Genomic DNA, 24605 nt, shown 5'->3' on the forward strand with positions numbered 1-24605 from the left:
CGGTCACACCACCTCGGGGGAGGCGCACGTGCGCATCACACGTCGATTCCGTACCGTCGCGACAATCGGGGCGATCGTGCTGCTCGCGGCCTCCGCGTGCGGCCGATCGGACGGCAAGGAGCCCGCCCAGCCCGCCGGGCACCAGGGCCACGAGGCGGGCGCGATCCCGGCGGCGGCGCCGCTGCGCGCCGGCGAACGCTTCGTCGAGCTGTCGATCGCCCGGCCGTACACCCCGCAGGCGCCCGCCGGTGCGACCGACGAGTACCGCTGCTTCATCCTCGACCCGGGCCTGCGCGCGTCCGCGTTCCTGACCGGGAGCCAGTTCCTCCCGCAGAACGCCGACGTCGTGCACCACGCCATCCTGTTCCAGGTGCCGGCGGAGGGCGTTCCCGAGATCACGCGCATCGACGCCGAGTCCGACGGCGAGGGCTGGCGCTGCTTCGGCGACGCCGGGGTCGACGACGCGGAGTGGGTGGGCAGTTGGGCGCCCGGCGCCAACGAGACCCTGCTGGACGCCAGGGTGGGGCACCAGGTGAAGGCCGGCGGCCGGATCGTCATCCAGATCCACTACAACACCCTGGCCCTGCCGAAGGACGGCACGGCGTCGGACCGTTCGGGCGTGCGCCTGCGGCTGAGCGAGTCGCCCGACCTCCGGCCGATCACCACCCAGCGCCTGGTCGCCCCCGTCGAACTCCCGTGCGCCGCTGACGAGTCCGGCCCGCTGTGTGACCGGGCGGCCGCCGTCGAGGACGTCAGCAAGCGGTTCGGCCCGCAGGCGGGGAGCACGGTCGGCCGGCTGGCCCAGCGTTGCGCCGCCGGCAAGCCGGCCGCCGGCAGCACGCAGAGCTGCACCTACCCGGTCCGCGGCAACGTCCTGGTGTACGCCTCCGCCGGACACATGCACCTGCTCGGTCGCAAGATCACCGTGGAACTGAACCCGGGCACGCCGCAGGCGCGTGTGCTGCTGGACATCCCGGAGTACAACTTCGACGACCAGTCGCTGCGCCCACTGGCGGCCCCCGTCGAACTGCGTTCCGGCGACACGCTCACGGTGACCTGCACGCACGACGTGGCGCTGCGCAAGCAGCTCCCGCAGTTCAAGGAACTGCCGGCGCGCTACGTGGTCTGGGGCGAGGGCACGAGCGACGAGATGTGCCTCGGCCTGCTGCTGACCACCCCGAAGGCCTGAGCGGCCCGGCCCGCTCCGGCGCCTACCGGGGCGGGCGGATGCTGTCGGCGATGACGACGGCCAGCCCGAGCAGCACCGCGACGGAGGCGGTGGCCCGCAGCACCGAGACATGCTCGCCGAGGAACCCGATCGCCGGCGGCCCGGCGAGGAACGCGCAGTAGCCGATCGAGGCGATGACGCTCACCCGTGCGGCGGCCCGGCGCGGTTCGTCGCCGCCGGCGCTCATCCCGACCGGGAAGCCGAGCGAAGTGCCGAACCCCCACAGCAGCGCGCCGGCGTAGGCGTAGCCGGGCGCGGGCCCGAGGACGAACAGCAGCACCCCGACGATGCCGATCAGCGACAGGACCCGCACGACGGGCGCGCGGCCGTACCGGTCCAGCAGCGCCGGCCCGAACCAGCGGCCGGCCGTCATGGCCGTCAGGAACCCGGCGAACGCGAGCGTGCCGAGCGCGGGGGAGAGGTGGTGGCCGTCGATCGCGGCGACGCTGATCCAGTCGTTGCCGACCCCCTCGGCGAACGCGAAGGTGAGCACGAAGAGGCCGATGAGCAGGGTGCGCGGCTCCCGCCAGGCGGCCAGTGCGCCACCGGGCGGCGGGTTGTCGCCGCCGGCCGCCGCGGCGTCGTCGTGATCCGGGACGAAGTGCCGCGTGTGCCACACCACGCCCGCCACGACCAGGACGGCGGCGGCGCTCAGGTGCGCGGCGACCGGCACCCGCAGCCACACCATGGCCGAACCGGCCAGCGCGCCGGCGACCGTGCCGAGGCTCCACCCGCCGTGGAACCGGCTCATGATCGACTTGCCGAGATGTCGCTCGACGACGGTGCCCTGGACGTTCATCGCCACGTCCCAGGCGCCCTCGGCGAAGCCCAGCAGGAAGAGGCCGACGACCACGGGTGCGACGCCGACGAGCGAGCCGAGCGCGGCGGTGGTCAGCCCGACGCCGGCCAGAACCGCCATCGCGGCGACCGTGCGCGCCGACCCGACCCGCGTCACGACCGGCCCGGACAGCGGCAGCGCCAGCACCGAACCGGCGGCGATGGCCAGCAGCACCAGCCCGAGCGCGGCCGGATCCAGTTCGAGCCGGTCCCGGACCTGCGGGATGCGGGCGGCCCAACTGGCGAACGCGAAGCCGGAGCCGATGAACGCGGCGTACGTGGCCGTGGTGGCGTGGCGGACGGCTGCCGGCGGCGGTGCGACGGTGGTCATGCGGCGGCGCGCACCGTCCGCAGCAGGTGGCCGGCCAGGGTGTGGGCCCGCCCGTCCCAGTGCGCGGCGACGTCGACCGGCGTGACCCTGGTGTCCGTCCACAGTGGAGCGTCGAACGCCGCCCGCAGGTACCCCTCGGACAACCCCCACCCCTGCTCCGCCTCCGGCGCGATCGCGAGCAGGAACAGCGCACCGCCCGGCGCGGCGAGCCGCGGCAGCAGCGCCAGATACCGTGCGGCCCCGCCGAACCGGTCGAGATTGTGCAGCAGCCCCGAGTCGAACATCGAGTCGAACGGCCCGTCCTGCGGCGACAACGCGGTCGCGTCCCGCGCCTCGAAGCGCACGCCCAGCCCTTCGGCGGCGGCCTTCGCCCGGGCCCGCCCGACGGCCACCTGCGAGATGTCCACCCCGGTCACCTCGAACCCGCGCCGGGCCAGCGCGAGCGCCAGCTCACCGGTGCCGCAGCCGAGGTCGAGCACCCGCGGCCCCCTGACCTCCCCGGCGAGCACCGGCGCGAACGCCGGCTGCGGCCCCCCGATCTCCCAGGGCGGCCCACCGCTCCCGGCGGCATCGCGATACAGCTCGTCGTAGTCGATCCGGTCATCGTAGTCGCGCACCCGGGTCGCCGGCGGCGTCCCATGATCGCCGCGAGTGGAACGCCGGCCCCTCATCCGCGCCGCATTACGTGGCCGGCGTGCCACTCGTCCGGATCTTGCGCGGGCGGCCGGCCCCGGAGCCGGCGGTGTGGTCCAGGATCGCCGTCAGGAGGGCCGCCACGCGGGGGTCGTCCAGGGCGCCGGGGCGGTGGGTGGCGTGGTACGTGACGCCGACGAGGTCGTCGATCGGCACCGCCACCAGGCCCGGCGCCGGTTCGATGCAGCCGGCCACGACCGCCAGCCCCACGCCGAGCGCCGCGAAGTGGACGGTCAGCGGCCACCCCTCGGCCTCGACGGCGACGGTCCAGGCGACGCCCGCGTCGCGCAGCGCCTTCTCCAGCGTGACGCGCAGCGGGCGGGCGGGCGGCGGGACGACCAGTTCGGCGCCGGCGAGGTCGGCGAGGGTGACGCTGTCGCGTTCCGCCAGGGGATGCCCGGTCGGGCAGAGCAGCACCGAGCCGTACGTCGCCACCGGCACGTGTTCGAGGTCGTCGGGCAGCGTGTCCAGCGTGGCGACCCCGAGATGCGCCCGGCCGGTGCGGATCGCGCTCAGCATCTGGTGCCGGTGCGTGTGCATCAACCGCAGCGAACCGGGCCGGGCCGCCAGCGTCGAGCGGATCACCTCGCCGAGGATGTGCAGATACGCCGAGTGGCCGGCGGCGAGCACGATCGGCCGGGTCGTCGGGAGGTCGTGCAGTTCGTCGAGGAACCGGTGCAGGCGTTCGTCGCGGTCGCGGGCGAACCTCGCCACCGCCTCGCCCTCCGGTGTCAGCACGAGCCGGCGGCCGACCCGTTCGTAGAGGGCGCGGTCGAGCTGGCGGGCCAGGGCGGCGAGCTTGGCGTGCAGCGACGGCTGGGAGATGTGCAGCGCGGCCGCGGCCTTGGTGAGGTTCAGGTGCTCGGCGAAGACGGCGAACGCGCTGAGCGCCTCGGTGGAGACCCGTTCCATAGGCTGAGCCTATAGCTCGGCGGCCAAGAGATAGTTTTCGCGGAGCCGAACCGAGATCATCATGGATGCATGACATTCGACATCGCGCACCTGCGGGTCATGCCGCTGCACGCCATCACCGAGATCCACGGGCAGGCCGGCCTGCGCCGCCGGCTCGACGACGAGCTGGACCGCCTGCCGGCCGGCGACACCGTACGGACCGCGGCCGACTGGGCCGAACGCCTCCACGCCGACCAGCGCCGCGTCCGCGAGCCGTACGCGAACCACCTGCTGCGGGTGTGCCTGCGCATCCTGTGCCACTACCGGGTGACCGACCCGGACGTGCTGGTCGCCGCGCTGCTGCACGACGCGGTCGAGGACCAGCCGTGGGCCGTGGCGGGGGTCGCGAACCACGGCCCGCCCCCGCGCGAGGCGGCCTTCGCGGCGATCGCCGAACGCTACAACGCCCGCGTCGCCCGCCTCGTCGGCGCCGTCACCAACCCCGAGCCGTCCCCGCAGGACGACCCCGGCCCGCAGGCCGCGAACCGCCGCTACGTCACCCACCTGGCCACCGCCCTGGCCGACGAGCCGTGGGCGCGGGTGCTGAAGCTCTCCGACTTCACCGACAACGGGGTCGGCATCGTGCACACCGTCGGCCCCAAGGTGCCCCGCGCCGCGCGCAAGTACACCGGCGCGCTGCCGGTCCTGCGGGACCTCCTCGAACGTCCCGACACCCCGCTGCCGCCGGCCGTCCGCGCGCACATCAACCGGCAGCTGGACCTCGGCGCCGAGCGGTTCGCCGCGATCCTCGCCGCCGACGCCGACCAGCCGCGCTGAGCGTCCAGGGGCCTACCGGCGCAGGAGGCAGAACTCGTTGCCCTCGGGGTCGGCCAGCACGACGAACCCCTCGTCGCCGCGCTGGCCGACGTCCGCCTGTCTCGCGCCGAGCGCCACCAGCCGCGCGACCTCCGCGTCCACGTCGCCGTCGACGACGAGATCCGGGTGATCGCGGTTCTTCCCCTCCTTGGGAACGTCCGTGGGCTGCAACCACACCGTCATTCCCACCCCGTCCGGGGGCAGCAGGTGCGCGTCCCCGTCGGCGCCCGGATCGATCCGGTATCCGAGCGCCTCCGCCCAGAACGCAGCCATCCGTTCCACGTCGTGCACGTCGAGTGTCCACTGCGCGAATCTGCTCACCACGGGGGAGAACTGCCCCCGGTGCGCGGGCGCGAAACGTCAGGGGACGACGTTCGCGACGGCCTCGGGGCGATCGCGCTTCGTGGCGAGGTCCCACAGGGTGTCGGCCAGCGCGTCGGGGTCGAGCGTGGGCACCGTGCCGGGCACGCCGTAGCGCGGGTCGGAGGTGACGAGCGCGTGGATGTCGCCGCGTGCGATCAGGCCGCCGATGGTGAGCGTGCCGGCGTAGACGCCCTGCGGGGCGAGGGCGGCGTTCAGGGTGAGGGCGTAGTTGCGCAGCGCGGCGGAGTGCAGCGCCATGGCGCCGAGCATCGGCATGGGCGTCACCGCGCTCACGCCGCCGGCGAAGAGCAGGGCGCCGCCGCCGCGCGCCACCATGCCGGGCAGCACCGCGCCGACGACGTCGATCGCCGGGTAGAGCCAGCTCAGCGCGTCCCGCGCGTCGTCTGCGTCGATCCGCGTGATGTCGCGCATCGTCGGCGGCGTCTCCGGATCCAGCCCGGAGGGGCCGTAATAGACGACTTCGGGCGCGTGTTGCCGTTCCGTCAGAGTGTCCAAAGTGGACAGTAGCTGAGCCCGGTCGCGGACGTCCGCGACGAACGCCTCGGCGTCCACGCCCGCGGCGGCGAGCGACGCGAGGTAGCCGGCGTGCCGGGTGGCGTCCCGGGAGACCAGCGCGACGCGGTGCCCCTCCCGGCCGAAGCGGTGCGCGATCGACATGCCCAGGCCCGGTCCGGCGCCGAGAACGACGGTGGTCGGCATGGTGTGCCTCCTAAGTTGAGGGGTGCCTCAGGTTGGCCGAACCGTAGCAGTAACCTGAGGGCATACTCAACTTCGTAGGATGGCCGCATGGGAAAGCCGCTGCGTGCCGACGCCGCCCGCAACCGCGACCGCCTCCTGGGCGCCGCGGCCGAGCTGTTCGCCGAACGCGGCCTCGACGCCCCGCTCGACGAGATCGCCCGCCGCGCCGGCGTCAGCATCGGCACGCTCTACAACCACTTCCCGACCCGCGACGCGCTGCAGGACGCGCTCCTGCCGATGCGGCTCGCCGTCCTCGACGACCTCGCCGTCGCCGCGCTCGACCACGCCGACGCGTGGGCCGGGCTGGTCGCGTTCCTCGACGGGCTCTTCGCGCTGCACGCCGAGGACCGCAGCCTCAACGACGCCCTCGCCGGCCGGGTCGCCGTCTCGCCGCAGCTGCTGGAGGCGTGCCACCGCACGTTCGGCAACGTCGAGCGGCTCCTGGCCCGCGCCAAGGAGAGCGGGCAGCTGCGCGCGGACTTCGCGCCGGACGACTTCGGGGCGCTGGTCCAGGCGATGTCCCAGGTGATCCGCACCTCGCCCGGGGCATGGCGGCGGCACCTCGCGTTCTTCGTCGACGGCCTGCGCACGGCCGGCTGATCACCGGACCGTATGATCCGGGCTCGACCGCACGGGGAACATCGGGGACGGGAGAGGGATGGCCGCCCTTGTCGCGCTGCCCGTGGTGGCGTTCGCACTGACCGCCCTCGCGGTGCGGCCGCGGCGGCCCGTCCCGGGGCCCACCCGGCTCGCGCTCGTCCGGGCGGCGCTGCTCGTCGGCGGGACCGCCGTCGTCGCGGTGGAGGCGCTGTCGCACTGGACGCGGCTGACGTTCGGCGGAGTGCTCGCGGTGTGGCTCGGCGGGTGCGTCGTAGCGGCGGCCGGGGCCGTGGCGCGCGGGCGCCCGTCCCTTCCGCCCTTCCGCGGGCGCCTCTCGGGGCTGGGCCGCGCCGAGCGGGTCGGCGTGGTCGCGCTGGCCGGTCTGGTCTCGGTCGAACTGCTCCTCGCGCTCCTCTCCGCCCCGAACACCTACGACTCGCTCAGCTACCACCTGCCCCGCATCGAACACTGGGTGGCGCAGCACTCCGTCGAGCCCTACGCGATCGCCATCGCCCGGCAGGTCGCCTACCCGCCCGGCGCCGAATACCTGCTCGTCCACCTGCGGGTGCTCACCGGCGGGGACCGGTTCTACGCGGGGGTCGCGTGGGGGGCGGGCGTGCTCTGCCTGCTCGCCGTCTCACGCGTGGCGGCGCAGCTCGGCGGCGGGCGGCGGGCGCAGCTGATCGCGGCGTTCGTGGCCGGGACGGCGCCGACCGTCGTGCTCGAGGCCAGCAGCACGCAGACCGACATCATCGTGGCGCTGTGGGTGGTGGCCGCGGCCACGCTCGTCCTCGACGGGATCTCCGGTCCCACGCGCGTGGTGTTCGTGGCCGTCGCGGCGGGGCTCGCGGGCGTCACCAAGTCGCAGACGCTGGTGCTGGTCGGGGTTCTGGTCGCGTGGTGGCTCGTCGCGTGGCTGCGCCGCGGGTGGCCGTCGGGCCGCGTGCGCACGAGCGCCGGGGTCGCCGCCGCGGGCCTCGCCGTCGCGCTGGTCACCGCCGCCTTCACCGGGCCTTTCATGTGGCGGAACTACGTGGAGTTCGGCAATCCCACCGGACACGAGTACGTGCGGCAGTCCCTGACGCTGCAACGGCACGATCCGGCCGCCCTGGTGTGCAACGGGTTGCGGCAGGCGCACAGCATGTTCGACACGCCGGTGCTGCCGCTCGGGGTGGCCGCCGGACGGGCGGTCGGCGGGATGTGCCGGGCCATGGGCGTCGACCCGTCGGATCCGGCGATCACGTTCGACAACCAGACCTTCCCGGCCGTCACCTGGTACCCGTCGGAGGGGAAGTCGGCCCAGCCGCTGCAGGCGCTGCTGGTCGTCGCCGGCACCGTGGCCCTCCTCCTGCGGCCGGGCGGCGGGCCCGGCGTGGCGGCGGTGCGGCGCGGGACGGCGGCGCTGGCGGTGTTCGGGGCGCTGGTGCACGTCGCGACGATGAAGTGGCAGCCGTGGGGGAACCGGCTGACCATGTATCTGCTGATCCTCGCCGTGCCGCTGGCCGGGCTGTGGCTGGAACGGCTCTTCGCCCGCCACCCCGCGCCGCCCGCCTCGGACGACGCGGCCGCCGGGGTCGGGGAGTCGCGCGGGCGGCGGGCGCTCGCCGGCGTCGCTGCGGTGGTGATCGCGCTCGGCGGGGTCGCCGGGTGGGGGTCGGCCGTCTACGGCTGGCCGCGCCGGCTCGTCGGCGCCGAGTCGGTGTTCGTGCTCGACCGCTGGCACAGCCTCTTCGTCGTGCGGGAGGACTGGGCGGACGACTACCGCCTCGTCGGGCAGGCGGTGCGCGACAGCGGCGCCCGGCGCATCGGCATCGTGCAGAACAACGACGCCTACGAGTACCCGTGGTGGCTCGTCCTCGACGGCCGCGAACTCGTCTCCATGCAGTCTCAGCTGCCCAAACGCCCACCGGCCGACCCGTCCACGGTCGACGCCGTCGTGTGCGCCTCCACCGCCGAGGTGTGCGGCTGGTACGCCCCGAACGGCTGGCCGGTGCGCCAGCAGGGCTCGCTCTTCTACGTGATCCGCCCGTAGTGCGCCGCCCGGTCCGACGCGGTTCCCGCACCCGGACCAGGCGACGCCGTTGTCAGGTGCCCTCGACGTAGTCCACGCGGAACGTCTGGTTGGGCCCGCTGTGGCACCAGTACTGCGCCGCCGGCGTGTAGTCGTCGACCCAGCCGCCGTACATGTCCATGCACAGGTTGGACTCGTGCGACCAGATCTTCACCGGGCGTTCGGCCCACAGGTCGTTCCAGTTGGACACGGTCCACTCGCGGTACCAGCCGCCGGTCTCGCACTGGTCCTGCGTGAGCAGGCCCGGTTCGTGGTCGACGATCGTGATGCACAGGTGGCTGTGCCGGTTCTCGAACTTGCGGATGGTCTGCCCGTTCGACAGGTTCTCCACGTGGCGCACCTTCCAGTGCTGTGCGCCGAAGCCGCCCCTCGGCATCTGCACGATGCGCACGCCGGGGTCCTTCGAGTGGTTCTCCGGCATGAGCACCTTGCCGCTGTGCTCGGCCACGATGTAGTAGAACGGCCCCGGGCCCGCCTGCGCGGCGTTCGCCGTGGTGACCAGCACGGTCAGGGCCAGGAGAGTGACGCTCAGCAGCCCGAGGACTTTCCTGCGTCGCTCGGCCCAGGTGTGGGTGTTCGGCATGTCGATGCCCTCCAATCGGTAGGGAACCGAGAATGGGGGCCGGCCCCGCCGCGGGGACATACGCAGAGATCCGTAGTCCGGATCAGGCGCCGTTCGCCTCGGCCCACGCGGTGATCGTGGCGAGCACGGGCAGCAGCGCCTCGCCGCGCGACGAGGCCGTGCCGTTCGAGGCGGCGCAGCGTCCGGTGGGCATCTTCTGATGGCACCTCAGTCCTTGGCCATATAGCGTTCGTATTCGGCTTCTAGGGCTAGTTTCTCCGCAGCTTCGGCGGTGCGTTCATAGCCGCACGCGACGCACCGGCCGGTCGAGTTAGTTCCGCCGAACTCATCGTGCCCATCCGGCCAGAACGTCATACGCCCGCATTCGTCGCAGGCCTCGAGGTCAGGACGAAGAAGCCGGTCTTCGGGTGACATGAAGTCGATACCCGTGGCTTCACCCGCCGCGTCCTCGTAAAGATTCATGACCAGGGTCTCAACTCTGCCCGCGACTCGTGCAAGATCCAGAACAAGCAGTGCTGCGTGCGAATCAAGGTCGACGAGGGCGCGAAGGTGCCGCTGGGTGGGTAGAAGAAATTCATCGTCCGCGCGCGCGTGGCGCATCGGTTGTGTGACATCGACAAGGGCTTCGCGAAGTGCAGGAAAGTCGACGGGTGCACCGGCATCTTCGAGGATCTTCAGAAGTGCGCTCGCCGGTAGCATCCGGCCTTTACTGTCCTTCTCCTTGCCTGGATGATCGTGGGCAACGATCGCTGCGAGTCCGTTAGTCAGGGCCACGTCGAATGGTCCCTCAGGTGGTACGAGGTCGCGTTCAAGGGCGACGACGTTTAGGCCGTATCGCAGCCTCCGCACGACCTGACGACGAAACTCGGTCGGATCCATGTGGCCATCGTGCCAGCGCATCAGATGATCGGAAGCGCATTTTGAGCCGGACGAGCGCGGCCTGGTGAACGCCCTCGGCCCGGTGCCGTTCGCGCTCGCGGTGGCGCGATGGACCACAATCACCGCATGGCTGTCCTGGAAACGGCGCTCACGACGGCCGGCGGCGCCCTGTCGGCCGGCGTCGGCGTGGTGCTCGGCGCGCTGCTGACCCGGCGGGCGCAGGACCGGCACTGGGTGCGCGACCGGCAGTTGGCCGCCTATCAGGACCTGCTGCGCGAGTACGCGACGTTCGTGATCATCATCAAGCGGGCGCACGACGGCCGGACCGGCTGGAACTACGACTGGGCGCGCTGGAGCGCCGCGCTCACCTGCGCGAGCCTCGTCGCGCCGGTGCGGGTGGCGCGGGAGATCGACGCGTTCGGGCGGGCGGTCGGCGGCTTCCTCGGCGTGGCCGCCCGGGACACCATCGGCGACCCGTTGGACGCGGCGGCGTTCGACCGGGCGATGCGGGGTCCCGCCGAGGCGCAGATCGCGCTGGTCAACGCCATCCGCGACTCGCTGGAGCCGGGCAGCGGCACCCTGGACTTCCCGCTCGGCGGCTCGGTCAGCGACCGCCGACCCGACTGAGCCTCGCCGATCTTGCAGTTGTGGCGGCGACGAACCGGCGGGCTAGTGGAGTCCGGCCAGGCGGAGGACGGCGTCCAGGCCGTGGGGCTTGCCGGGCGGGTCTACCGGGAGGGTCAGGGCCCGGATCCCCGCGGCCACCGCGCCTGCGTCGGCGGGGGTGTCGCCGACCATCAGCGCCTCGGCGGGCGGCACGCCCAGCGCCGCGCAGGCGCCCAGGAAGATCGCCGGATCGGGCTTGCAGACCCCCGCCTCGTACGACAGCGCGTAGTGGTCCACGAACGGGTCGAGCCCGATGCCGGCACAGATGCCGCGCAGGTCGAAGCCGATATTGCTGACCAGCGCCACCTTGATGCCGGCATCGCGCAGCGTCGAGAGCACCGGCACCGCGTCCGGGTACGGCACCCAGCCCTCGGCGATCAGCAGCCGGTCGTACAGGGCGTCGGGCAGCCCCTCGATCCCCGTCTCCACGGTGGCCGCCAACCCGGTGTAACAGGCGCGGTGCGTCGCCGCGTCGAGGTCGCGGTCGTCCCAGAGCCGGGTCAGGTGTGCCGGGACCTTCTCCGGGAACGGTCCACCGGCCCGTCCGGCCACGATGAGCCGCTCCGCCAGTTCCCCCGAACGCTCGAAGGAGAGGTCGTGCCCGCAGGCGGCCGCGGCCGCGACCACCCACGCGGACGGCTCCTCCACCTGGGCCAGGGTGCCGTGGAAGTCGAACAGGACGCCGCTCAGAGTGCCGCTGATCACCGGCCCCAAGATACCGGGGAGCGCTTCACCGGGTGTTTCTCGTAGCCTGGTGGTCATGACCAGCCCTGCCGAGCGGTACGAACAGGCCCGGCGGAGGGCCGACGAGACCGCCCGCTTCCCGGCGCTGACCGATTTCACCGAGTCGCAGCCGTTCGACCTCGACGACTTCCAGCGCGAGTCGTGCGAGTCGCTCGAACGCGGCAGCGGCGTGCTGGTCTGCGCGCCGACCGGTGCCGGCAAGACCGTCGTCGGCGAGTTCGCGGTCTTCCTGGCCCTGCGACAGGGCCGCAAGTGTTTCTACACGACGCCGATCAAGGCCCTGTCCAACCAGAAGTACAACGATCTGGTGCAGGTGCACGGCGCGGCCAAGGTGGGCCTGCTCACCGGCGACAACGCCATCAACGGCGACGCGCCGGTCGTCGTGATGACCACCGAGGTGCTGCGCAACATGCTCTACGCCGGTTCGCCGGCGCTGCGCGGCCTCTCCTACGTGGTCATGGACGAGGTGCACTACCTCGCCGACCGGTTCCGGGGCGCGGTGTGGGAGGAGGTGATCATCCACCTGCCCGAGTCGGTGACGCTGGTTTCGCTGTCGGCGACGGTGTCCAACGCGGAGGAGTTCGCCGACTGGCTGGTGACGGTGCGCGGCGAGACCGAGGTCGTCGTCAGCGAGCACCGCCCCGTGCCGCTGTGGCAGCACATGCTGGTCGGCAAGCGGATGTTCGACCTGTTCCACGACCAGGAAGCGGCGCAGATGCACGAGGTGCATCCCGAGCTGCTGCGGCACACCCGCGAGCTGCACCGGCGGCTCTCCTGGGGCGAGACCGACCGGCGCGGGGCCGGTGGTCGCAACGCGCGCCGCCGGGTGGTCCCGGCCCGGGCCGACACCGTCGAGCGCCTGGACCGCGAGGGCCTGCTGCCCGCGATCCTGTTCATCTTCAGCCGCGCCGGCTGCGACGCCGCCGTCCAGCAGTGCATGTCCGCCGGGCTCCGGCTCACCGGTCCGGAGGAACGGGCCGAGATCCGCGCCGTCGTCGAGGAGCGCATCCGCGACATCCCCGGCGAGGACCTGCAGGTGCTCGGCTACTGGGAGTGGCTCGACGGCCTCGAACGCGGCCTCGCCGCACACCACGCCGGGATGCTGCCGGCGTTCAAGGAGGTCGTCGAGGAGCTGTTCGTCAGGGGGCTCGTCAAGGCGGTCTTCGCCACCGAGACGCTCGCCCTCGGCATCAACATGCCGGCCCGCTGCGTGGTGCTGGAGCGCCTGGTCAAGTACAACGGCGAGGCGCACGTCGACCTGACGCCCGGCGAGTACACGCAGCTCACCGGGCGGGCCGGGCGGCGGGGCATCGACGTCGAGGGGCACGCCGTGGTGGTGTGGGCGCCGGAGGTGGACCCGCGCCACGTGGCCGGCCTGGCCTCGACCCGCACGTACCCGCTCAAGTCGAGCTTCCGGCCCAGCTACAACATGGCGGTCAACCTCGTCGGCAGCGTGGGTTCGGCGGCGGCGCGCGAGCTGCTGGAGTCGTCGTTCGCGCAGTTCCAGGCGGACCGTTCGGTCGTCGGCGTGGCGCGCCAGGTGCAGCGCAACACCGAGGCGATGGCGCAGTACGACAGGTCGGCGACCTGCCATCTCGGCGACTTCGGCGAGTACTTCGGGCTGCGCATCGCCATCGCCGACCGGGAGAAGGCCCTCGCCCGCCAGGGCGCGGCGCAGCAGCGCGCCGCCGCGCTGGACTCGCTGCACCGGCTGCGCGTGGGGGACGTGGTGCGGGTGCCGACCGGGCGGCGGGCCGGCTTCGCCGTGATCCTCGACCCGGGCGTGGGCGGGTTCGGGGAGCCCCGGCCGATGGTCCTGACCGAGGACCGCTGGGCCGGCCGGATCCCGGCGACGGACTTCTCCGCCGTGGTCGAACCGGTCGGCCGGGTGCGGGTGCCGAAGCACTTCAACCACCGTTCGCCGCAGGCACGGCGGGACCTGGCGGCCTCGATGCGCGCCGCGACCGCCGGAGCGGGGCCCGCGCGGCTGACCGACCGTGGCGGGCGCGGCCGGGCCCGGGGCAAGGCCGGGCGCGGGGCTGCCGACGACGAGCAGCTGCTCGACCTGCGCAACCGGATGCGCCGCCACCCCTGCCACGGCTGCGGCGACCGCGAGGAGCACGCCCGCTGGGCCGAACGCCGCTGGCGCCTCGCGAAGGAGACCGACGGGCTGCGGACCCGGGTCGCCAGCCGCACGGGGTCGTTGGCGCGCACGTTCGACCGGGTGTGCGCGTTGCTCACGGCGCGCGGCTACCTGTCCGGCTCGGGTGAGGTGACCGACGCCGGCCGCATGCTGGCCCGCATCTGGACCGAGTCCGACCTGCTGGTCGCCGAGTGCCTGCGGCAGAAGGTGTGGGACGGGCTCGCCCCGGCCGAACTGGCGGCCGCCGTGTCGGTCGTGCTCTACGAGTCGCGGCGCGAGTCCGACGACCGGGCGTCGGTGCCGCACGGCCCGCTGGGCGAGGCCGTCACGGCGACCCTCGGCATGTGGGCCAAGCTGGAGGCCGACGAGAGCGAACGCGGGCTGTCGCTGACCCGTGAGCCCGATCTCGGGTTCGTGTGGCCGATGTACCGCTGGGCGCGGGGCGAGTCCCTGGCCAAGGTGCTCGCCTCCGCGCACGGGCTCGAGGGCGACATGCCGGCGGGCGACTTCGTCCGCTGGGCGCGTCAGGTGATCGACCTGCTCGGCCAGCTCGCGGAGGCGTCCGGTGCGGCGCCGGCGCTGCGCGAGTCGGCCAGGCAGGCGATGTCGGCGGTGCGCCGGGGTGTGCTCGCCTACACCTCCATGGCCTGAGGATCCGCCCGCAGGCCGGCTTGGCCGCGGCGCCTCGCCGGCGCGCGGCCGGCTCGGCTGGGCGGAGGCCTCGCTCGAGGTGGTGCCCGGGCGGGCTCGCGTCACACCTCGACCGGCTCGGGCCTCAGTTCCGCGCGGTGGCGGGCCAGCCACCAGGCCACGCCCAGGTACGGCACCGACAGCAGGGCGAACACCGCCGCGTGCCCGAGCGGGGCGAGGCCGGCGTAGAGCCCGTACACGGCGATCGTGCCGACGTCGGTGCCGGCCGAGGCGAGGGACGTGACGGTGGCCCGCGCCCGGCCGGTGATCCCCTGCTGCAGCCGCGTCCCCGCGACCACCCCGACCGCCGTGAACGCCGCGAACGCCGCACCCACCGCGACGATCCCCGACGGACGGCCGGAGAGCGCGCCGAGCCCCAGCGCGACGGCCGCGCCCGCGATGACGAACGCCACGGCCCGGGTCGACAGCCGGGCGGCCGGCCCGGCGAGCAGCCCGCCGACGGCGATCCCGCCCGAGATCAGCAGGAGCAGCAGCGGAACGGTCGCCGTGGTGACGCCGGTGTCGCGGGCCAGCAGCGGCGTGTACTCCTCCAGCGCGCCCCAGATCGCGGCGATCCCGGGGATGAGCAGCAGCGCGTGCCGCACGCGCGCGTCCCGGCGGGCCATCCGCAGCCCGTCCTTGAGTGTGTCGATCATGCCGGGCTCGTCGTCGGCCGCCTTCTTGGCCGCGGCCCCATCGGGGAAGCGGGTTGCGACCAGGGCCGCCAGGAGGCACACCGCCACGCTGGCCGCCCCGACCGCGGGATAGCCACCGGCGTCCATCACCGGAGCGGCCGCGGCCGTCCCGGACAGCAGGGCGATGCCGTTCACCGTCTCGGAACGGCCGATGATCGAGGCGTAGGAGTCCTCGTGGCCGTGTCGTTCGAGTTCCTCGTAGACGAGGGCCTCGAGGGCGCCGGAGGACATCGTGCCGCCCAGCCCCCACAGGACGAACCCGAGCGCGAACGACCAGTACGCCGGCGCCCACACCCACAGGGCGAACCCGGCGCCGGTCAGCAGCGGCGCGAGGACGACCGCCAGCCGCCGCGAGAACGCGTCCGCGAGCGCACCCGTGGGCACCTCGAGCACGATGCCGCAGGTCGACCAGATGACGAACAGCGACGAGATCTGCGCGTCGGACAGCCCGGTGTCGGCGAACAGCAGCGCGTACACCGGATACAGCAGCACGAACTCGCTGAGGAACGTGTAGACGTAGAGCGTGGTGGCAAGACGACGTGCCATCGAGGGCCTTCCCGTGGTGAACCGACCGGACGCGGAGGTGCTCGTCCGGTAGGGGGTCCACGGGGCTCAGCGCTGGATCAACATCGCCAGGTCATGGGCGCGATGCTACCCGGGAGATCGGGCCGCCGCGTCGGGGATTCAGCGGGGCGAACCAGCCCGAAAGCTTAGGTGCGGCTTAAACGCCGTTAATCCGGACGTACGGCACTGAGGTTTTCGTGAGCGTCGATTAATGTCCGGCGAATGAGAAGGACTTTCGGGTTGGTCGCGGCTTCCGCCGCCGCGGTCGTCCTCGTGGGCGCCGGTGCCCTGGTGTACGCCGCGCAGGCGGCCGACGAGGCGCTGCTCTCCCAGGGGCGCCCCGCCACCGCGTCCTCGCTGGAGGGGACGGCGTTCGCGGCGGCCAACGCCGTCGACGGCGACACCGCCACCCGGTGGGCCAGCGCCGAGGGCGTCGACCCGCAGTGGATCCAGGTCGACCTCGGCGCCGTCGCACAGGTCAGCCGGGTGCAGCTGTCCTGGGAGGCGGCCTACGCGACGGCGTTCACCCTGCAGACCTCGACCGACGGATCGACCTGGAACGTCGCGAGGACCGTCACGAACGGCGACGGCGGCACCGACGACCTCACCGGCCTGTCGGCGTCGGCCCGCTTCGTGCGGGTGCACGGCACCGGCCGCGCAACGCCCTACGGCTACTCCCTCTGGGAGCTGAAGGTCTTCGGCGCGACCGGCACCACGCCGTCGCCGACGCCGGGCGCCACCACGAGTCCGCGCACCCGGGTCGACCTGACCGATCCGGTGAAGAAGGACATCGCGATGCAGATCGTCTCCAGCGCCGAGAACTCCTCGCTGGACTGGCGGGCGCAGTACGGCTACATCGAGGACATCGACGACGGGCGCGGCTACACCGCCGGCATCATCGGCTTCTGCTCCGGCACCGGCGACATGCTCGACGTGGTGAACCGCTACACGGCCCGCAAGCCCGGCAACGTTCTCGCCGGCTACCTGCCGGCCCTGCGCGCCGTCAACGGCACCGACTCGCACGCCGGCCTCGACCCGAACTACCCCGCCGACTGGCGCACCGCCGCGCAGGATCCCGTCTTCCGGGCCACCCAGGACGAGGTGCGCGACGAGGTCTACTTCGACCCGGCCGTGCGGCAGGCCAAGGCCGACGGGCTGCGCGCGCTGGGGCAGTTCGCCTACTACGACGCCATCGTGATGCACGGGCCGGGCAGCGACGCCGTCTCCTTCGGCGGGATCCGGGCGGCTGCGCTGCGGGTGGCGCGGCCGCCGTCGCAGGGCGGTGACGAGACGGCGTTCCTGAACGCGTTCCTCGACGCGCGGGTGGCCGCCATGAAGACCGAGGAGGCGCACAGCGACACGAGCCGGGTGGACACCGCGCAGCGGGTCTGGCTGCGGGCCGGCAACCTGGACCTCGACACGCCGCTGGACTGGCGGGTGTACGGGGACCCGTTCCACATCTCCTAGCCACCCGTCACAGCCGGACCGGCAGGCGGGTCAGGCCGCGGATCAGGAGGCCGCCCCGCCACGTGAGGTCACGCGTGGCGAGGGTCAGCTTCGGGTGGCGTTCGAGCAGGGTGCCGAGCGCCACCTGGCCCTCCAGCCGGGCGAGCGGCGCCCCGAGGCAGTAGTGCATCCCGTGCCCGAACGCCAGATGCTGCGCCCGCCGGGACAGGTCCACCCCGTCGGGGTCCGATGCGAGGGCGCTGTCCCGGTTGGCCGACAGCAGCGACACCATCACCTGTTCGCCGGCCGGAACGGTCACCCCGCCGATCCTCGTCGGTCGGGTGGTGCGCCGGTACGTGCTCGTCGCCACGGGGCTCTCGTAGCGCAGGAACTCCTCCACCGCCGACGGCAGCAGCGCCGGGTCGGCCGCCAACCGGTCGCGCAGTTCGGGCCGGGTGCACAGGACGTACACGCCGTTGGCGATCAGGTTGACCGTGGTCTCGTGGCCGGCGACGAGCAGCAGGAACACCATCGCGGTCAGTTCCCGGTCGGAGAGCCGGTCGCCGTCGTCCGCCTCGGCGAGCAGGGCGCCGAGCAGGTCGTCGGTGGGACGGCGGCGCTTGTGGGCGATCAGCGCGGTGACGTACTCCCGCATGCGCTGCCCCGCCGTGCGGGCGTCGAGGGCGGTCGGGCTCGTCAGGGCGTTCGACCAGATGCGGAACGAGTCGCGGTCCTCGGCCGGGACGCCCAACAGCTCGCAGATCACCTGGATCGGCAGCGGGAACGCGAACGCGTCGATGAGGTCGACCTCGTCCCGCCCGTGCACTGCGTCGAGCAGGTCGTCGGCGATCCGGTGGATGCGCGGCCGCAGGCCCTCCGTGCGCCGCGCCGTGAACGCCGACGCCACCAGCCGCCGCAGCCGCGTGTGGTCGGGCGGGTCGACGAAGAGCATGGCGGCGTCGAAGTCGGAGTCCCCGCGCGTCGGCTGCACCTTCGTGAGGGTCGGGTCGGCGAGCACCTGCCGCGCCTCCTCCCACCGCGTCACGTACCAGATCGGCTCGCCGCCGACGAGGAACCGGTGCACGGGCCCGGCGCGGCGCAACGCGGCCCACCCGGCGTGCGGGTCCTGCGGGAACTCGGCCGAGAACGGATCCGCTGCCATCGGAGCGCCCTCCACTGTGGACAGACTTTTGTGATGGGTCGGCTACACAGCGTCCACTGTAGACGTCGATGAACTTCGTTCGCCTAAACCTAACTATCTTGTCCATGTTCTTCAGTATCTGAATACCTCTGTGCACGCTCAGTCGTTTGATCCCGTTACTCGGGGGCACGCCTATCCCGTTCAAGTCCCCCAAACAAAGGGAGTGATCCATGCGCAAAGGGACTCTGCGTAACGTCCTCGTGGCGAGCGCACTAGCCCTCGCAGGTGTCGGCACGATGGCCGCCCCGGCCGGTGCCGCTCCGGTGGCCCCCGTGCAGCAACAGCAGCAGGAGCCCGCCGGCACGATGACGTCGACGGTCCAGGGCACGTTCACCGACGCGAGCGGTGGACAGGGCACCGTGACCGGAACGTTCGTCCCGGACGCCTTCTCCCAGCAGGGTGACCAGGTCGTCGCGACGGGCACGCTCGTCGCGAACCTCGTGGACTCGGCCGGCAACCCGGTCGGCACCGCCACGCAGGTGACCACCCTGCCGCTCAACCTGGAGGAGTCCGGTGGCAGCGGGGATGTCACGGCCGCCGCGGTCGAGTGCGACATCCTCAACCTGGTCCTCGGGCCGCTGGACCTCAACCTCCTCGGCCTGGAGGTGCACCTGAACCGCGTCATCCTGGACATCGTCGCGGTGACCGGTGCCGGTAACCTGCTCGGCAACCTGTTGTGTGCGGTGGCCGGCCTGCTCGACGGCGTGCCGATCCTGGCCACGCTCGTCGACCTGCTGAACCAGATCCTGGAACTGCTGCGACAGCCGTAGTTGATTGATCTGATCGCGTGAACCCGATGGGCGGTGGCGTGTGGGCCACCGCCCATCGGGGTGTCTAGCCCAGGGTCAGCGGGATCTTCGCGCCGATGATCCGCATGGTCTGCTCCCAGATGTCGTCGAGCACGGCCGGGTCGTTGGCCAGCTTCGCGAACATCACGATGCCCTCGTACTGCGCCAGCACGGCTCGGGCGGTCGCCCGGTCGGCGCTCTCCGGCGGCACCGCGTGCTCCGCCCCGGCGTCCTCCAGAACGGCCTGCACCAGAGCGATCTGCTCGTTGAAGATCTCCTCGAGGCGGGTCTGCACCAGCCGGTCCTGGGTGCTGAGCTCCAGCGCGAGATTGGCGTACAGGCACCCGTGAACGACCCCGGTCCGCCGGTGCGCGCGGTGCTGCTCGGCGATGAGCGTGGCGAGCAGCCGGCCGAGGCGGGTGAGCGCGGGCGCCTCGACGTCGAGCGCGGCGTCCCAGAGCGCCCCTTCGGCCTGCCAGTGCGCGTCGATGGTGGCGAGGGTGAGCGCCTGCTTCGACTCGAAGAAGTGGTAGAAACTGCCCTTGCGCACGTCCGCCCTGGTGCAGATCTCCGCCACGCCGAGGCTGCCGTAGGCGCGGTGTTGCATCAGTTCGCCGGCGGCGTCCAGTAACCTCTCGCGCGCCGTACTCGATCGACCCACGCGGGCGAGTATACGGAAGTTGACCGGTCGACTCGGAATTGCCGCTGATCCGGCCAGTCTGTGCATCCTCCCACGTATCACCCGTCAGGGGCGAAACGGCACGCGCATCCGCCATTGACAAAACTTCTTTTTACGTACAGCATCTTTTTCGTGAAAGACGTGCTCTACCTGGAACGGATCGAGCAGGCGGAGGCCCTGCTGAAGCCGCAGCGCATCGAGGTGCTGCGGCAGTTGGCCGAGCCGCGTTCGTGCACGGAGGTGGCGGCCCGGCTGGACCAGACCCCGCAGCGGGTCTACTACCACGTGAAGCGGCTCGTGGACGCCGGCTTGGCCACCCAGGTCGGCGAGCGCAAGGTGCGCGGCATCCACGAGGGCGTGTACCAGGCGAGCGCGCGTTCGTACTGGATGTCGCCGCGGCTGGTCGGGCGCATCGGCGGCCTGCGCCGGCAACGCGACGAGGCCAGTCTCGGCCACCTGCTCGACCTCATGGAGGAGGTCCAGCAGGACGTCGCCGGCCTCGACCGCGCCGTTCCCGAGCTGCCGTCGATCGGCATCTCCGGCGAGATCCGGGTGCGCCCCGAGCAGCGCCAGGAGTTCCTGTCCGACCTGCAGCACGCATTGCAAGAGCTGTTCACCCGCTACGGCGGTGCCGAGGGCGACGCGTTCAAGCTCGCGGTCGCCTGCTACCCGAAGGGAAACCCGTCATGACCGAGCCCATGATCCTCAAGGTGCGTGCCGCCGCGTCGGCCAAGGCCGTGCAGCACGCGCTCACCGACGCCGCCGAGCTGCGCGCCTGGTTCGCCGAGCACGCCGAGGTCGACCTGCCCGGGCGGTACGAGTTCTGGGGGCGGTACACGCCCGAGGGCGACGCGCCGCACCAGCGCCTGCTGCACGCCGACGACCGCACGCTGCGCTTCGAGTGGACCCTCGACGGCGTGGCGACCACCACCGAGCTGACCCTCACCGACGAGGGGCCGGAGAGCACGCTCGTCACGCTGGCGCAGAGCCACTTCGACTTCAACGAGGCGCTCACCGGCGCGTCGATCCGCGGGGTGCTGCAGACGTTCTGGTCGCTGGCCCTGGCCAACCTGGTCGACCACGTCGAGGGGCGGCCGATCACGCCGCGCACCGACTTCACCTCCCGCGACCTCGCCGCGACCGTCACGATCGCCGCCCCGGCGAGCGAGATCTACGCGTCGATCCTGGACTCCGCCAAGGTCAGCGAGTGGTTCGGGTACCCGGTCGGGATCGAGCCGCACGTCGGCGGGCGCTTCCAGATGGGCGGCCTCGACGCCGAGGGGCCGGCGGCGATCATCGTGGACCTCGTGCCGGACGAGCGGATCTCCATCGACTGGGGCCCGGTGGGCGTCGGCACCTGGGAGCTGGAGGGGTCCGCGGGACAGACGAAGCTGACGCTGGTGCAGAGCGGGTTCGCGGGCGAGCCGCCGTACCCGGCGTGGACCGGCATCGTCGCCGGGGTGGCGTCGCTGCGCCGTTTCCACGAGCTTCCGGGCGCGGGGATCTGGGTGGCCTGACAGTCTGTACCGATGAGCGAAATCGCCGTCACCGGGGCCACCGGACGCATCGGGGGAGGGGTCGCCCGTCGACTCGCCGAGTCCGGGGTCGCGCAGCGTCTCCTCGTGCGCGACCCCGCGCGGGCACCCGACCTGCCGCGCAGCACCGTCGCCGTGTGCTCCTACGACGACGGGCCGGCCGTGCGGGCCGCGCTCGACGGGGTGGCGACGGCGTTCATGGTGTCGGGGGCGGAGCATCCGGACCGGGTCGGCCAGCATCTGTCCTTCGTGGACAGTGCGGTCGCGGCCGGGGTGACGCACCTGGTGTACCTGTCGTTCTACGGCGCGGCGCCGGAGGCCACGTTCACGCTGGCGCGGGACCACTGGGCGACCGAGGAGCACATCCGGCGCAGCGGCGTCGCGTACACGTTCCTGCGGGACAACCTGTACCTCGACTTCCTGCCGATGATGGCGGGGGAGGACGGAGTGATCCGGGGGCCGGCCGGCGACGGGCGGATGGCCGGGGTCGCGCAGGACGACGTCGCCGACGTCGCGGCCGCGGTGCTGCGCGCGCCGCGGGAGCATGCGGCCGCCACGTACCACCTCACCGGCCCGGAGGCGCTGAGCCTCGCCGAGGCGGCCGAGGTGCTGACCCGGGTCACCGGGCGGCCGCACTCCTACCGGCCGGAGACCCTGGAGGAGGCGTACGCGTCGCGGGCGGTGTACGGGGCGCCGTCCTGGCAGGTCGACGCGTGGGTCAGCACGTACACCGCGATCGCCGCCGGTGAGCTGCTGCCGGTCACCGACGACGTGGCGCGCGTGGCCGGGCATCCGCCGCGTTCGCTCGCCGACGTGGTGGCGACGTCGAGCTGACTCTCACCGGGTTCCTGAGCTCCTCCGACGCTACGCACAGGTGGGCCGCCGAGCGTTGCGGGCATGCGTCGGTTCGGGATCCTGGCCCTGGTCGTCGCGGTGCTCGTCGCGCCCGTCCCGGGACCGGCCGTCGCCGCCGCGGCACCCGTTACCAGCGCCGCCGGGCTTGCGGTGCGTACCGTTCGCGCGGTGACCGCGCGTTCCCGCACCGACGTTCTGGTCGAACTGGATGCGCGCACCGGCGCACCCTTCTCGGTCGCCGTGCTGGACCGGCGCACCGGGCGGAGCTACGGGTACCGGGACGGGGTGGCGTTCGAGACGGCCAGCGTGGTCAAGGTGGCGCTGGCCGCCGCCCTGCTGCTGCGCGGGAACGTGACGGCGGCGCAGCGTCGGCTCATGGCGGCGATGATCCGCAGCAGCGACAACGACGCCACGCGCGCCCTGTGGGACGTGCTCGGCGGCGCCTCCGGGGTCACCGCGCTGATGGCGCCGTTCGGGCTCACCGGCACCGTGTTCGGGGCGAGCGGCAGCTGGGGGCTCACCACCACGACCGCCGCCGACCAGGTGCGGCTGCTGGACGCCGTCGTCGACCCGGCCGGGCCGCTGGGCCCCGCGGGCTCGGCCGAACTGCTGGGCCTCATGTCCACAGTGGACTCCGATCAGGACTGGGGTGTCTCGGCGGCGGCGTCCACAGTGGACACAGTGGCACTGAAGAACGGCTGGCTCGCCCGTTCGACCGAGAACGGCAGGTGGATCGTCAACAGCGTCGGACGGATCACCGGGCCCTCGACGGACCTGGTCGTGGCGGTCCTCAGTCACGGCAACGCCACCATGGCGGCCGGCGTCGACCTGGTGGAGTCGATCGCCCGGCTCAGTCGCGGGGGAGCGTGACGGTGACGACGGCGCCGCCGAGGGGTGGCCCGTTGCGCAGCGACACGGTGCCGCCGTGCGCGAGCACCACGGCGCGAACGATGGACAGGCCGAGGCCGGCGCCGGCGGACGCGCTTCGCGCCGGGTCGCCCCGCACGAAGCGGTCGAACGCCGAACTCAGCAGTCCCGCCGGGAAACCCGGACCGTCGTCGGCCCACTCCAGGGTCGTCCCGCGCACGGAGACGCGCGCCTGGGAGGCACCGGCGGTCGCGCTGTTGGCGGCGAGGTTGGACAGCACCTGGCGCAGCCGGTCGGCGTCGGCCTCGACGAGTTCCGGTGTGCCGTCGACGCGCACGCTCAGGCCGAGCACCTTCGCCGTGGTGTTCGCCTCGGTCAGCGCGAGGTCGTACAGGTCCACCGGCAGGCGGTTCACGGCCAGGGTGCCGGCGCGTTCGCGGGCCAGCAGCAGCAGGTCCTCGGCCAGGCGGGCCAGCCGGGCGGTCTGCTCCCGCGCCGCGTGCAGCGACTGGGCGAGTTCTTCCGGGTCGTCGAGCGCGTCGAGGGCGAGGTCCAACTCGCCGCGCAGCACGGCGATCGGCGTGCGCAGCTCGTGACTGGCGTCGTCGACGAACGCCCGTTCCCGCGCGAACGCCACGCGCAGCCGCTCCAGCATGGCGTCCAATGTGGACGCGAGGCGGGCGATCTCGTCGTCGCCGGGAACGGTGGGCAGCCGCCGTTCCATGTCGAGGGTGGAGATGGCGGCGGCCTCCCGGGTCAGCGCGTCCACCGGGCGCAACGCGGCCCGCACGACCAGCCACCCGGCCACGGCGAGCCCGGCGACCAGCAGCGGCGCCGCGAACCCGAGGAGCAGCAGCAGGTCGGTGCTGACCCGGTCGGCGGTGTCCGCCTCGACGGCCACGGCGAGTACGCGGCCGCCGTCCACGGGCCGGGACCGGATCCGCAGCTTCCCGTGGTCGGCGGTCTCCGGTCGGGTGACCGCGCGCACCTGCTCCGGCGTCAACAGCCGGCGCGGGGTCCCCGCGAGCACCGCCCCGTCCGCCGCGTAGAGCTGGGCGAGGGGGTCCGCGGCGACGGCGGCGAGGTCACCCGCGGCCACGCCGGCGGCGAGGTCGTCGCTGCGCCCCACGAGATCCCGGTCGAACGAGTCCCGCAGCCGCTGGTCCAGCGCGAGGTAGAGCAGCGCGAGACAGACGACGAGCACGAGCGACGTCCCGAGAACGTAAAGGGCGGTGATCCGCGCCCGCACCCTGCCCCCTCTGCGTCGATCTTGCAGTTGTGGCGCCCGGCGTGTCCGCTCCGGTGGTGGTATGTCGCCACCACAACTGCAAGATCGGCGAGGCGCCCTTCACGATCCTGTCATGTGCGGGCGCGCAGGCTGGGCGGCATGTGGACTCTCATCGTCGCGGGGACGGCGCTGGTCGCGGCCGGCGGGGCGCTGCTCGCCGCCCGGCGGACGCGGCGCCGCCTCGAGCGGGACGCGCGCCGCAGTGTCGACGGGCTACGTCGCGCCGGGGCCGCCGCCGAGGAGCTGCGCGGCGACCTCGACCGGCTGCACGCCGACCTCGCGCGCATGGCCGCCCGCATCGAACGCGACCGGCGCCGCGGAGACCTATGCTGA

25 protein-coding genes are annotated in these 24605 nt (G+C 72.9%); 13 read left to right on the forward strand and 12 right to left on the reverse strand.

All coding sequences use genetic code 11. The features are described from left to right. Positions 1-28 precede the first annotated feature (28 nt). A complete protein-coding gene (locus tag Val02_RS18505) occupies positions 29-1189 on the forward strand; it encodes a monooxygenase (protein WP_239153137.1) in 1161 nt (386 codons plus the stop codon). Positions 1190-1211: 22 nt separating this feature from the next. Here the strand turns inward: Val02_RS18505 and Val02_RS18510 are convergent, their stop codons facing one another. The 3 genes from Val02_RS18510 to Val02_RS18520 form a co-directional block, all read right to left on the reverse strand. Next, positions 1212-2396 carry an MFS transporter gene (locus tag Val02_RS18510; protein WP_203900340.1) on the reverse strand — a complete coding sequence of 395 codons (1185 nt, stop codon included), beginning with the start codon at positions 2394-2396 and terminating at the stop codon, positions 1212-1214. Next, positions 2393-3013, reverse strand: a complete 621-nt coding sequence (locus Val02_RS18515; protein ID WP_239153139.1) for a class I SAM-dependent methyltransferase — start codon at positions 3011-3013, stop codon at positions 2393-2395. The genes Val02_RS18510 and Val02_RS18515 overlap by 4 nt, the downstream gene beginning before the upstream one ends. Before the next feature lie 64 nt (positions 3014-3077). Beyond that, positions 3078-4001, reverse strand: a complete 924-nt coding sequence (locus Val02_RS18520; RefSeq protein ID WP_203900342.1) for a LysR family transcriptional regulator — start codon at positions 3999-4001, stop codon at positions 3078-3080. A gap of 69 nt (positions 4002-4070) precedes the next feature. Here Val02_RS18520 and Val02_RS18525 point away from each other — a divergent pair, with 69 nt between their 5' ends. Then, on the forward strand, positions 4071-4817 hold the full coding sequence (locus tag Val02_RS18525) for an HD domain-containing protein (RefSeq protein WP_203900343.1): 747 nt from the start codon (positions 4071-4073) through the stop codon (positions 4815-4817). Between the two features lie 12 nt (positions 4818-4829). On the opposite strand, the gene Val02_RS18530 is transcribed toward Val02_RS18525, so the two are convergent. Beyond that, on the reverse strand, positions 4830-5177 hold the full coding sequence (locus tag Val02_RS18530) for a VOC family protein (RefSeq protein WP_308440007.1): 348 nt from the start codon (positions 5175-5177) through the stop codon (positions 4830-4832). Between the two features lie 39 nt (positions 5178-5216). Then, positions 5217-5939 (reverse strand): SDR family NAD(P)-dependent oxidoreductase, encoded by a 723-nt coding sequence (locus Val02_RS18535; protein WP_203900345.1) that lies wholly within the window; start codon positions 5937-5939, stop codon positions 5217-5219. An 87-nt stretch (positions 5940-6026) separates the two neighbouring features. Here Val02_RS18535 and Val02_RS18540 point away from each other — a divergent pair, with 87 nt between their 5' ends. Continuing rightward, a complete protein-coding gene (locus Val02_RS18540) occupies positions 6027-6578 on the forward strand; it encodes a TetR/AcrR family transcriptional regulator (RefSeq protein WP_203900346.1) in 552 nt (183 codons plus the stop codon). Positions 6579-6636: 58 nt separating this feature from the next. After that, entirely contained in the window at positions 6637-8610 is a 1974-nt protein-coding gene (locus Val02_RS18545) for a hypothetical protein (protein WP_203900347.1), read from the forward strand. 52 nt (positions 8611-8662) lie between these two features. On the opposite strand, the gene Val02_RS18550 is transcribed toward Val02_RS18545, so the two are convergent. Beyond that, a complete protein-coding gene (locus tag Val02_RS18550) occupies positions 8663-9232 on the reverse strand; it encodes an RICIN domain-containing protein (RefSeq protein ID WP_203900348.1) in 570 nt (189 codons plus the stop codon). 207 nt (positions 9233-9439) lie between these two features. After that, a complete protein-coding gene (locus tag Val02_RS18555) occupies positions 9440-10111 on the reverse strand; it encodes a hypothetical protein (protein WP_203900349.1) in 672 nt (223 codons plus the stop codon). A 126-nt stretch (positions 10112-10237) separates the two neighbouring features. On the opposite strand from Val02_RS18555, the gene Val02_RS18560 reads away from it, so the two are divergent. Then, positions 10238-10738: a hypothetical protein gene (locus Val02_RS18560; protein ID WP_203900350.1), complete on the forward strand. Its 501-nt coding sequence runs from the start codon at positions 10238-10240 to the stop codon at positions 10736-10738. Between the two features lie 42 nt (positions 10739-10780). Here Val02_RS18560 and Val02_RS18565 read toward each other — a convergent pair whose 3' ends face one another. Then, the gene (locus Val02_RS18565) at positions 10781-11467 is read right to left on the reverse strand and encodes an HAD family hydrolase (protein ID WP_239153162.1); all 687 of its coding nucleotides are present in this window, start codon (positions 11465-11467) and stop codon (positions 10781-10783) included. A 70-nt stretch (positions 11468-11537) separates the two neighbouring features. Between Val02_RS18565 and Val02_RS18570 the strand changes: the two genes are divergently transcribed. After that, positions 11538-14315: a DEAD/DEAH box helicase gene (locus Val02_RS18570; RefSeq protein ID WP_203900352.1), complete on the forward strand. Its 2778-nt coding sequence runs from the start codon at positions 11538-11540 to the stop codon at positions 14313-14315. A gap of 101 nt (positions 14316-14416) precedes the next feature. Here the strand turns inward: Val02_RS18570 and Val02_RS18575 are convergent, their stop codons facing one another. Further along, a complete protein-coding gene (locus Val02_RS18575; protein WP_203900353.1) occupies positions 14417-15595 on the reverse strand; it encodes an MFS transporter in 1179 nt (392 codons plus the stop codon). A gap of 240 nt (positions 15596-15835) precedes the next feature. Here Val02_RS18575 and Val02_RS48230 point away from each other — a divergent pair, with 240 nt between their 5' ends. After that, on the forward strand, positions 15836-17080 hold the full coding sequence (locus Val02_RS48230; RefSeq protein WP_203900354.1) for a chitosanase: 1245 nt from the start codon (positions 15836-15838) through the stop codon (positions 17078-17080). A 7-nt stretch (positions 17081-17087) separates the two neighbouring features. Here Val02_RS48230 and Val02_RS18585 read toward each other — a convergent pair whose 3' ends face one another. Further along, positions 17088-18221 (reverse strand): cytochrome P450 family protein, encoded by a 1134-nt coding sequence (locus tag Val02_RS18585; protein ID WP_203900355.1) that lies wholly within the window; start codon positions 18219-18221, stop codon positions 17088-17090. A gap of 209 nt (positions 18222-18430) precedes the next feature. Here Val02_RS18585 and Val02_RS18590 point away from each other — a divergent pair, with 209 nt between their 5' ends. Beyond that, entirely contained in the window at positions 18431-19030 is a 600-nt protein-coding gene (locus Val02_RS18590; RefSeq protein WP_203900356.1) for a hypothetical protein, read from the forward strand. A 64-nt stretch (positions 19031-19094) separates the two neighbouring features. Here the strand turns inward: Val02_RS18590 and Val02_RS18595 are convergent, their stop codons facing one another. After that, positions 19095-19709: a TetR/AcrR family transcriptional regulator gene (locus Val02_RS18595; RefSeq protein WP_203900357.1), complete on the reverse strand. Its 615-nt coding sequence runs from the start codon at positions 19707-19709 to the stop codon at positions 19095-19097. Between the two features lie 150 nt (positions 19710-19859). Here Val02_RS18595 and Val02_RS18600 point away from each other — a divergent pair, with 150 nt between their 5' ends. The 4 genes from Val02_RS18600 (at position 19860) to Val02_RS18615 (ending at position 22987) form a co-directional block, all read left to right on the forward strand. Continuing rightward, a complete protein-coding gene (locus tag Val02_RS18600) occupies positions 19860-20417 on the forward strand; it encodes a winged helix-turn-helix domain-containing protein (protein WP_203900358.1) in 558 nt (185 codons plus the stop codon). Continuing rightward, positions 20414-21244, forward strand: a complete 831-nt coding sequence (locus Val02_RS18605; RefSeq protein WP_203900359.1) for an SRPBCC family protein — start codon at positions 20414-20416, stop codon at positions 21242-21244. The genes Val02_RS18600 and Val02_RS18605 overlap by 4 nt, the downstream gene beginning before the upstream one ends. A 12-nt stretch (positions 21245-21256) precedes the next feature. Continuing rightward, positions 21257-22096 (forward strand): SDR family oxidoreductase, encoded by an 840-nt coding sequence (locus Val02_RS18610; RefSeq protein WP_203900360.1) that lies wholly within the window; start codon positions 21257-21259, stop codon positions 22094-22096. A 63-nt stretch (positions 22097-22159) separates the two neighbouring features. Beyond that, a complete protein-coding gene (locus tag Val02_RS18615; protein WP_203900361.1) occupies positions 22160-22987 on the forward strand; it encodes a serine hydrolase in 828 nt (275 codons plus the stop codon). Here Val02_RS18615 and Val02_RS18620 read toward each other — a convergent pair. Further along, entirely contained in the window at positions 22968-24233 is a 1266-nt protein-coding gene (locus Val02_RS18620) for a sensor histidine kinase (RefSeq protein ID WP_239153141.1), read from the reverse strand. The genes Val02_RS18615 and Val02_RS18620 overlap by 20 nt on opposite strands. A 138-nt stretch (positions 24234-24371) precedes the next feature. On the opposite strand from Val02_RS18620, the gene Val02_RS18625 reads away from it, so the two are divergent. After that, on the forward strand, positions 24372-24605 hold the full coding sequence (locus Val02_RS18625; RefSeq protein WP_203900362.1) for a hypothetical protein: 234 nt from the start codon (positions 24372-24374) through the stop codon (positions 24603-24605).

Origin of the sequence: Virgisporangium aliadipatigenens, from assembly GCF_016863615.1 — a bacterium.
In the GTDB taxonomy this organism is placed as follows: domain Bacteria; phylum Actinomycetota; class Actinomycetes; order Mycobacteriales; family Micromonosporaceae; genus Virgisporangium; species Virgisporangium aliadipatigenens.

What these genes read in the sequence shown, in the direction of transcription:
- Val02_RS18510 (WP_203900340.1), bottom strand. Translation starts at nt 2,396, where the DNA reads ATGACCACCGTCGCACCGCCGCCGGCAGCCGTCCGCCACGCCACCACG.
- Val02_RS18520 (WP_203900342.1), bottom strand. Translation starts at nt 4,001, where the DNA reads ATGGAACGGGTCTCCACCGAGGCGCTCAGCGCGTTCGCCGTCTTCGCC.
- Val02_RS18525 (WP_203900343.1), top strand. Translation starts at nt 4,071, where the DNA reads ATGACATTCGACATCGCGCACCTGCGGGTCATGCCGCTGCACGCCATC.
- Val02_RS18535 (WP_203900345.1), bottom strand. Translation starts at nt 5,939, where the DNA reads ATGCCGACCACCGTCGTTCTCGGCGCCGGACCGGGCCTGGGCATGTCG.
- Val02_RS18540 (WP_203900346.1), top strand. Translation starts at nt 6,027, where the DNA reads ATGGGAAAGCCGCTGCGTGCCGACGCCGCCCGCAACCGCGACCGCCTC.
- Val02_RS18545 (WP_203900347.1), top strand. Translation starts at nt 6,637, where the DNA reads ATGGCCGCCCTTGTCGCGCTGCCCGTGGTGGCGTTCGCACTGACCGCC.
- Val02_RS18550 (WP_203900348.1), bottom strand. Translation starts at nt 9,232, where the DNA reads ATGCCGAACACCCACACCTGGGCCGAGCGACGCAGGAAAGTCCTCGGG.
- Val02_RS18555 (WP_203900349.1), bottom strand. Translation starts at nt 10,111, where the DNA reads ATGGATCCGACCGAGTTTCGTCGTCAGGTCGTGCGGAGGCTGCGATAC.
- Val02_RS18560 (WP_203900350.1), top strand. Translation starts at nt 10,238, where the DNA reads ATGGCTGTCCTGGAAACGGCGCTCACGACGGCCGGCGGCGCCCTGTCG.
- Val02_RS18570 (WP_203900352.1), top strand. Translation starts at nt 11,538, where the DNA reads ATGACCAGCCCTGCCGAGCGGTACGAACAGGCCCGGCGGAGGGCCGAC.
- Val02_RS18575 (WP_203900353.1), bottom strand. Translation starts at nt 15,595, where the DNA reads ATGGCACGTCGTCTTGCCACCACGCTCTACGTCTACACGTTCCTCAGC.
- Val02_RS48230 (WP_203900354.1), top strand. Translation starts at nt 15,836, where the DNA reads ATGAGAAGGACTTTCGGGTTGGTCGCGGCTTCCGCCGCCGCGGTCGTC.
- Val02_RS18585 (WP_203900355.1), bottom strand. Translation starts at nt 18,221, where the DNA reads ATGGCAGCGGATCCGTTCTCGGCCGAGTTCCCGCAGGACCCGCACGCC.
- Val02_RS18590 (WP_203900356.1), top strand. Translation starts at nt 18,431, where the DNA reads ATGCGCAAAGGGACTCTGCGTAACGTCCTCGTGGCGAGCGCACTAGCC.
- Val02_RS18605 (WP_203900359.1), top strand. Translation starts at nt 20,414, where the DNA reads ATGACCGAGCCCATGATCCTCAAGGTGCGTGCCGCCGCGTCGGCCAAG.
- Val02_RS18610 (WP_203900360.1), top strand. Translation starts at nt 21,257, where the DNA reads ATGAGCGAAATCGCCGTCACCGGGGCCACCGGACGCATCGGGGGAGGG.
- Val02_RS18615 (WP_203900361.1), top strand. Translation starts at nt 22,160, where the DNA reads ATGCGTCGGTTCGGGATCCTGGCCCTGGTCGTCGCGGTGCTCGTCGCG.
- Val02_RS18625 (WP_203900362.1), top strand. Translation starts at nt 24,372, where the DNA reads ATGTGGACTCTCATCGTCGCGGGGACGGCGCTGGTCGCGGCCGGCGGG.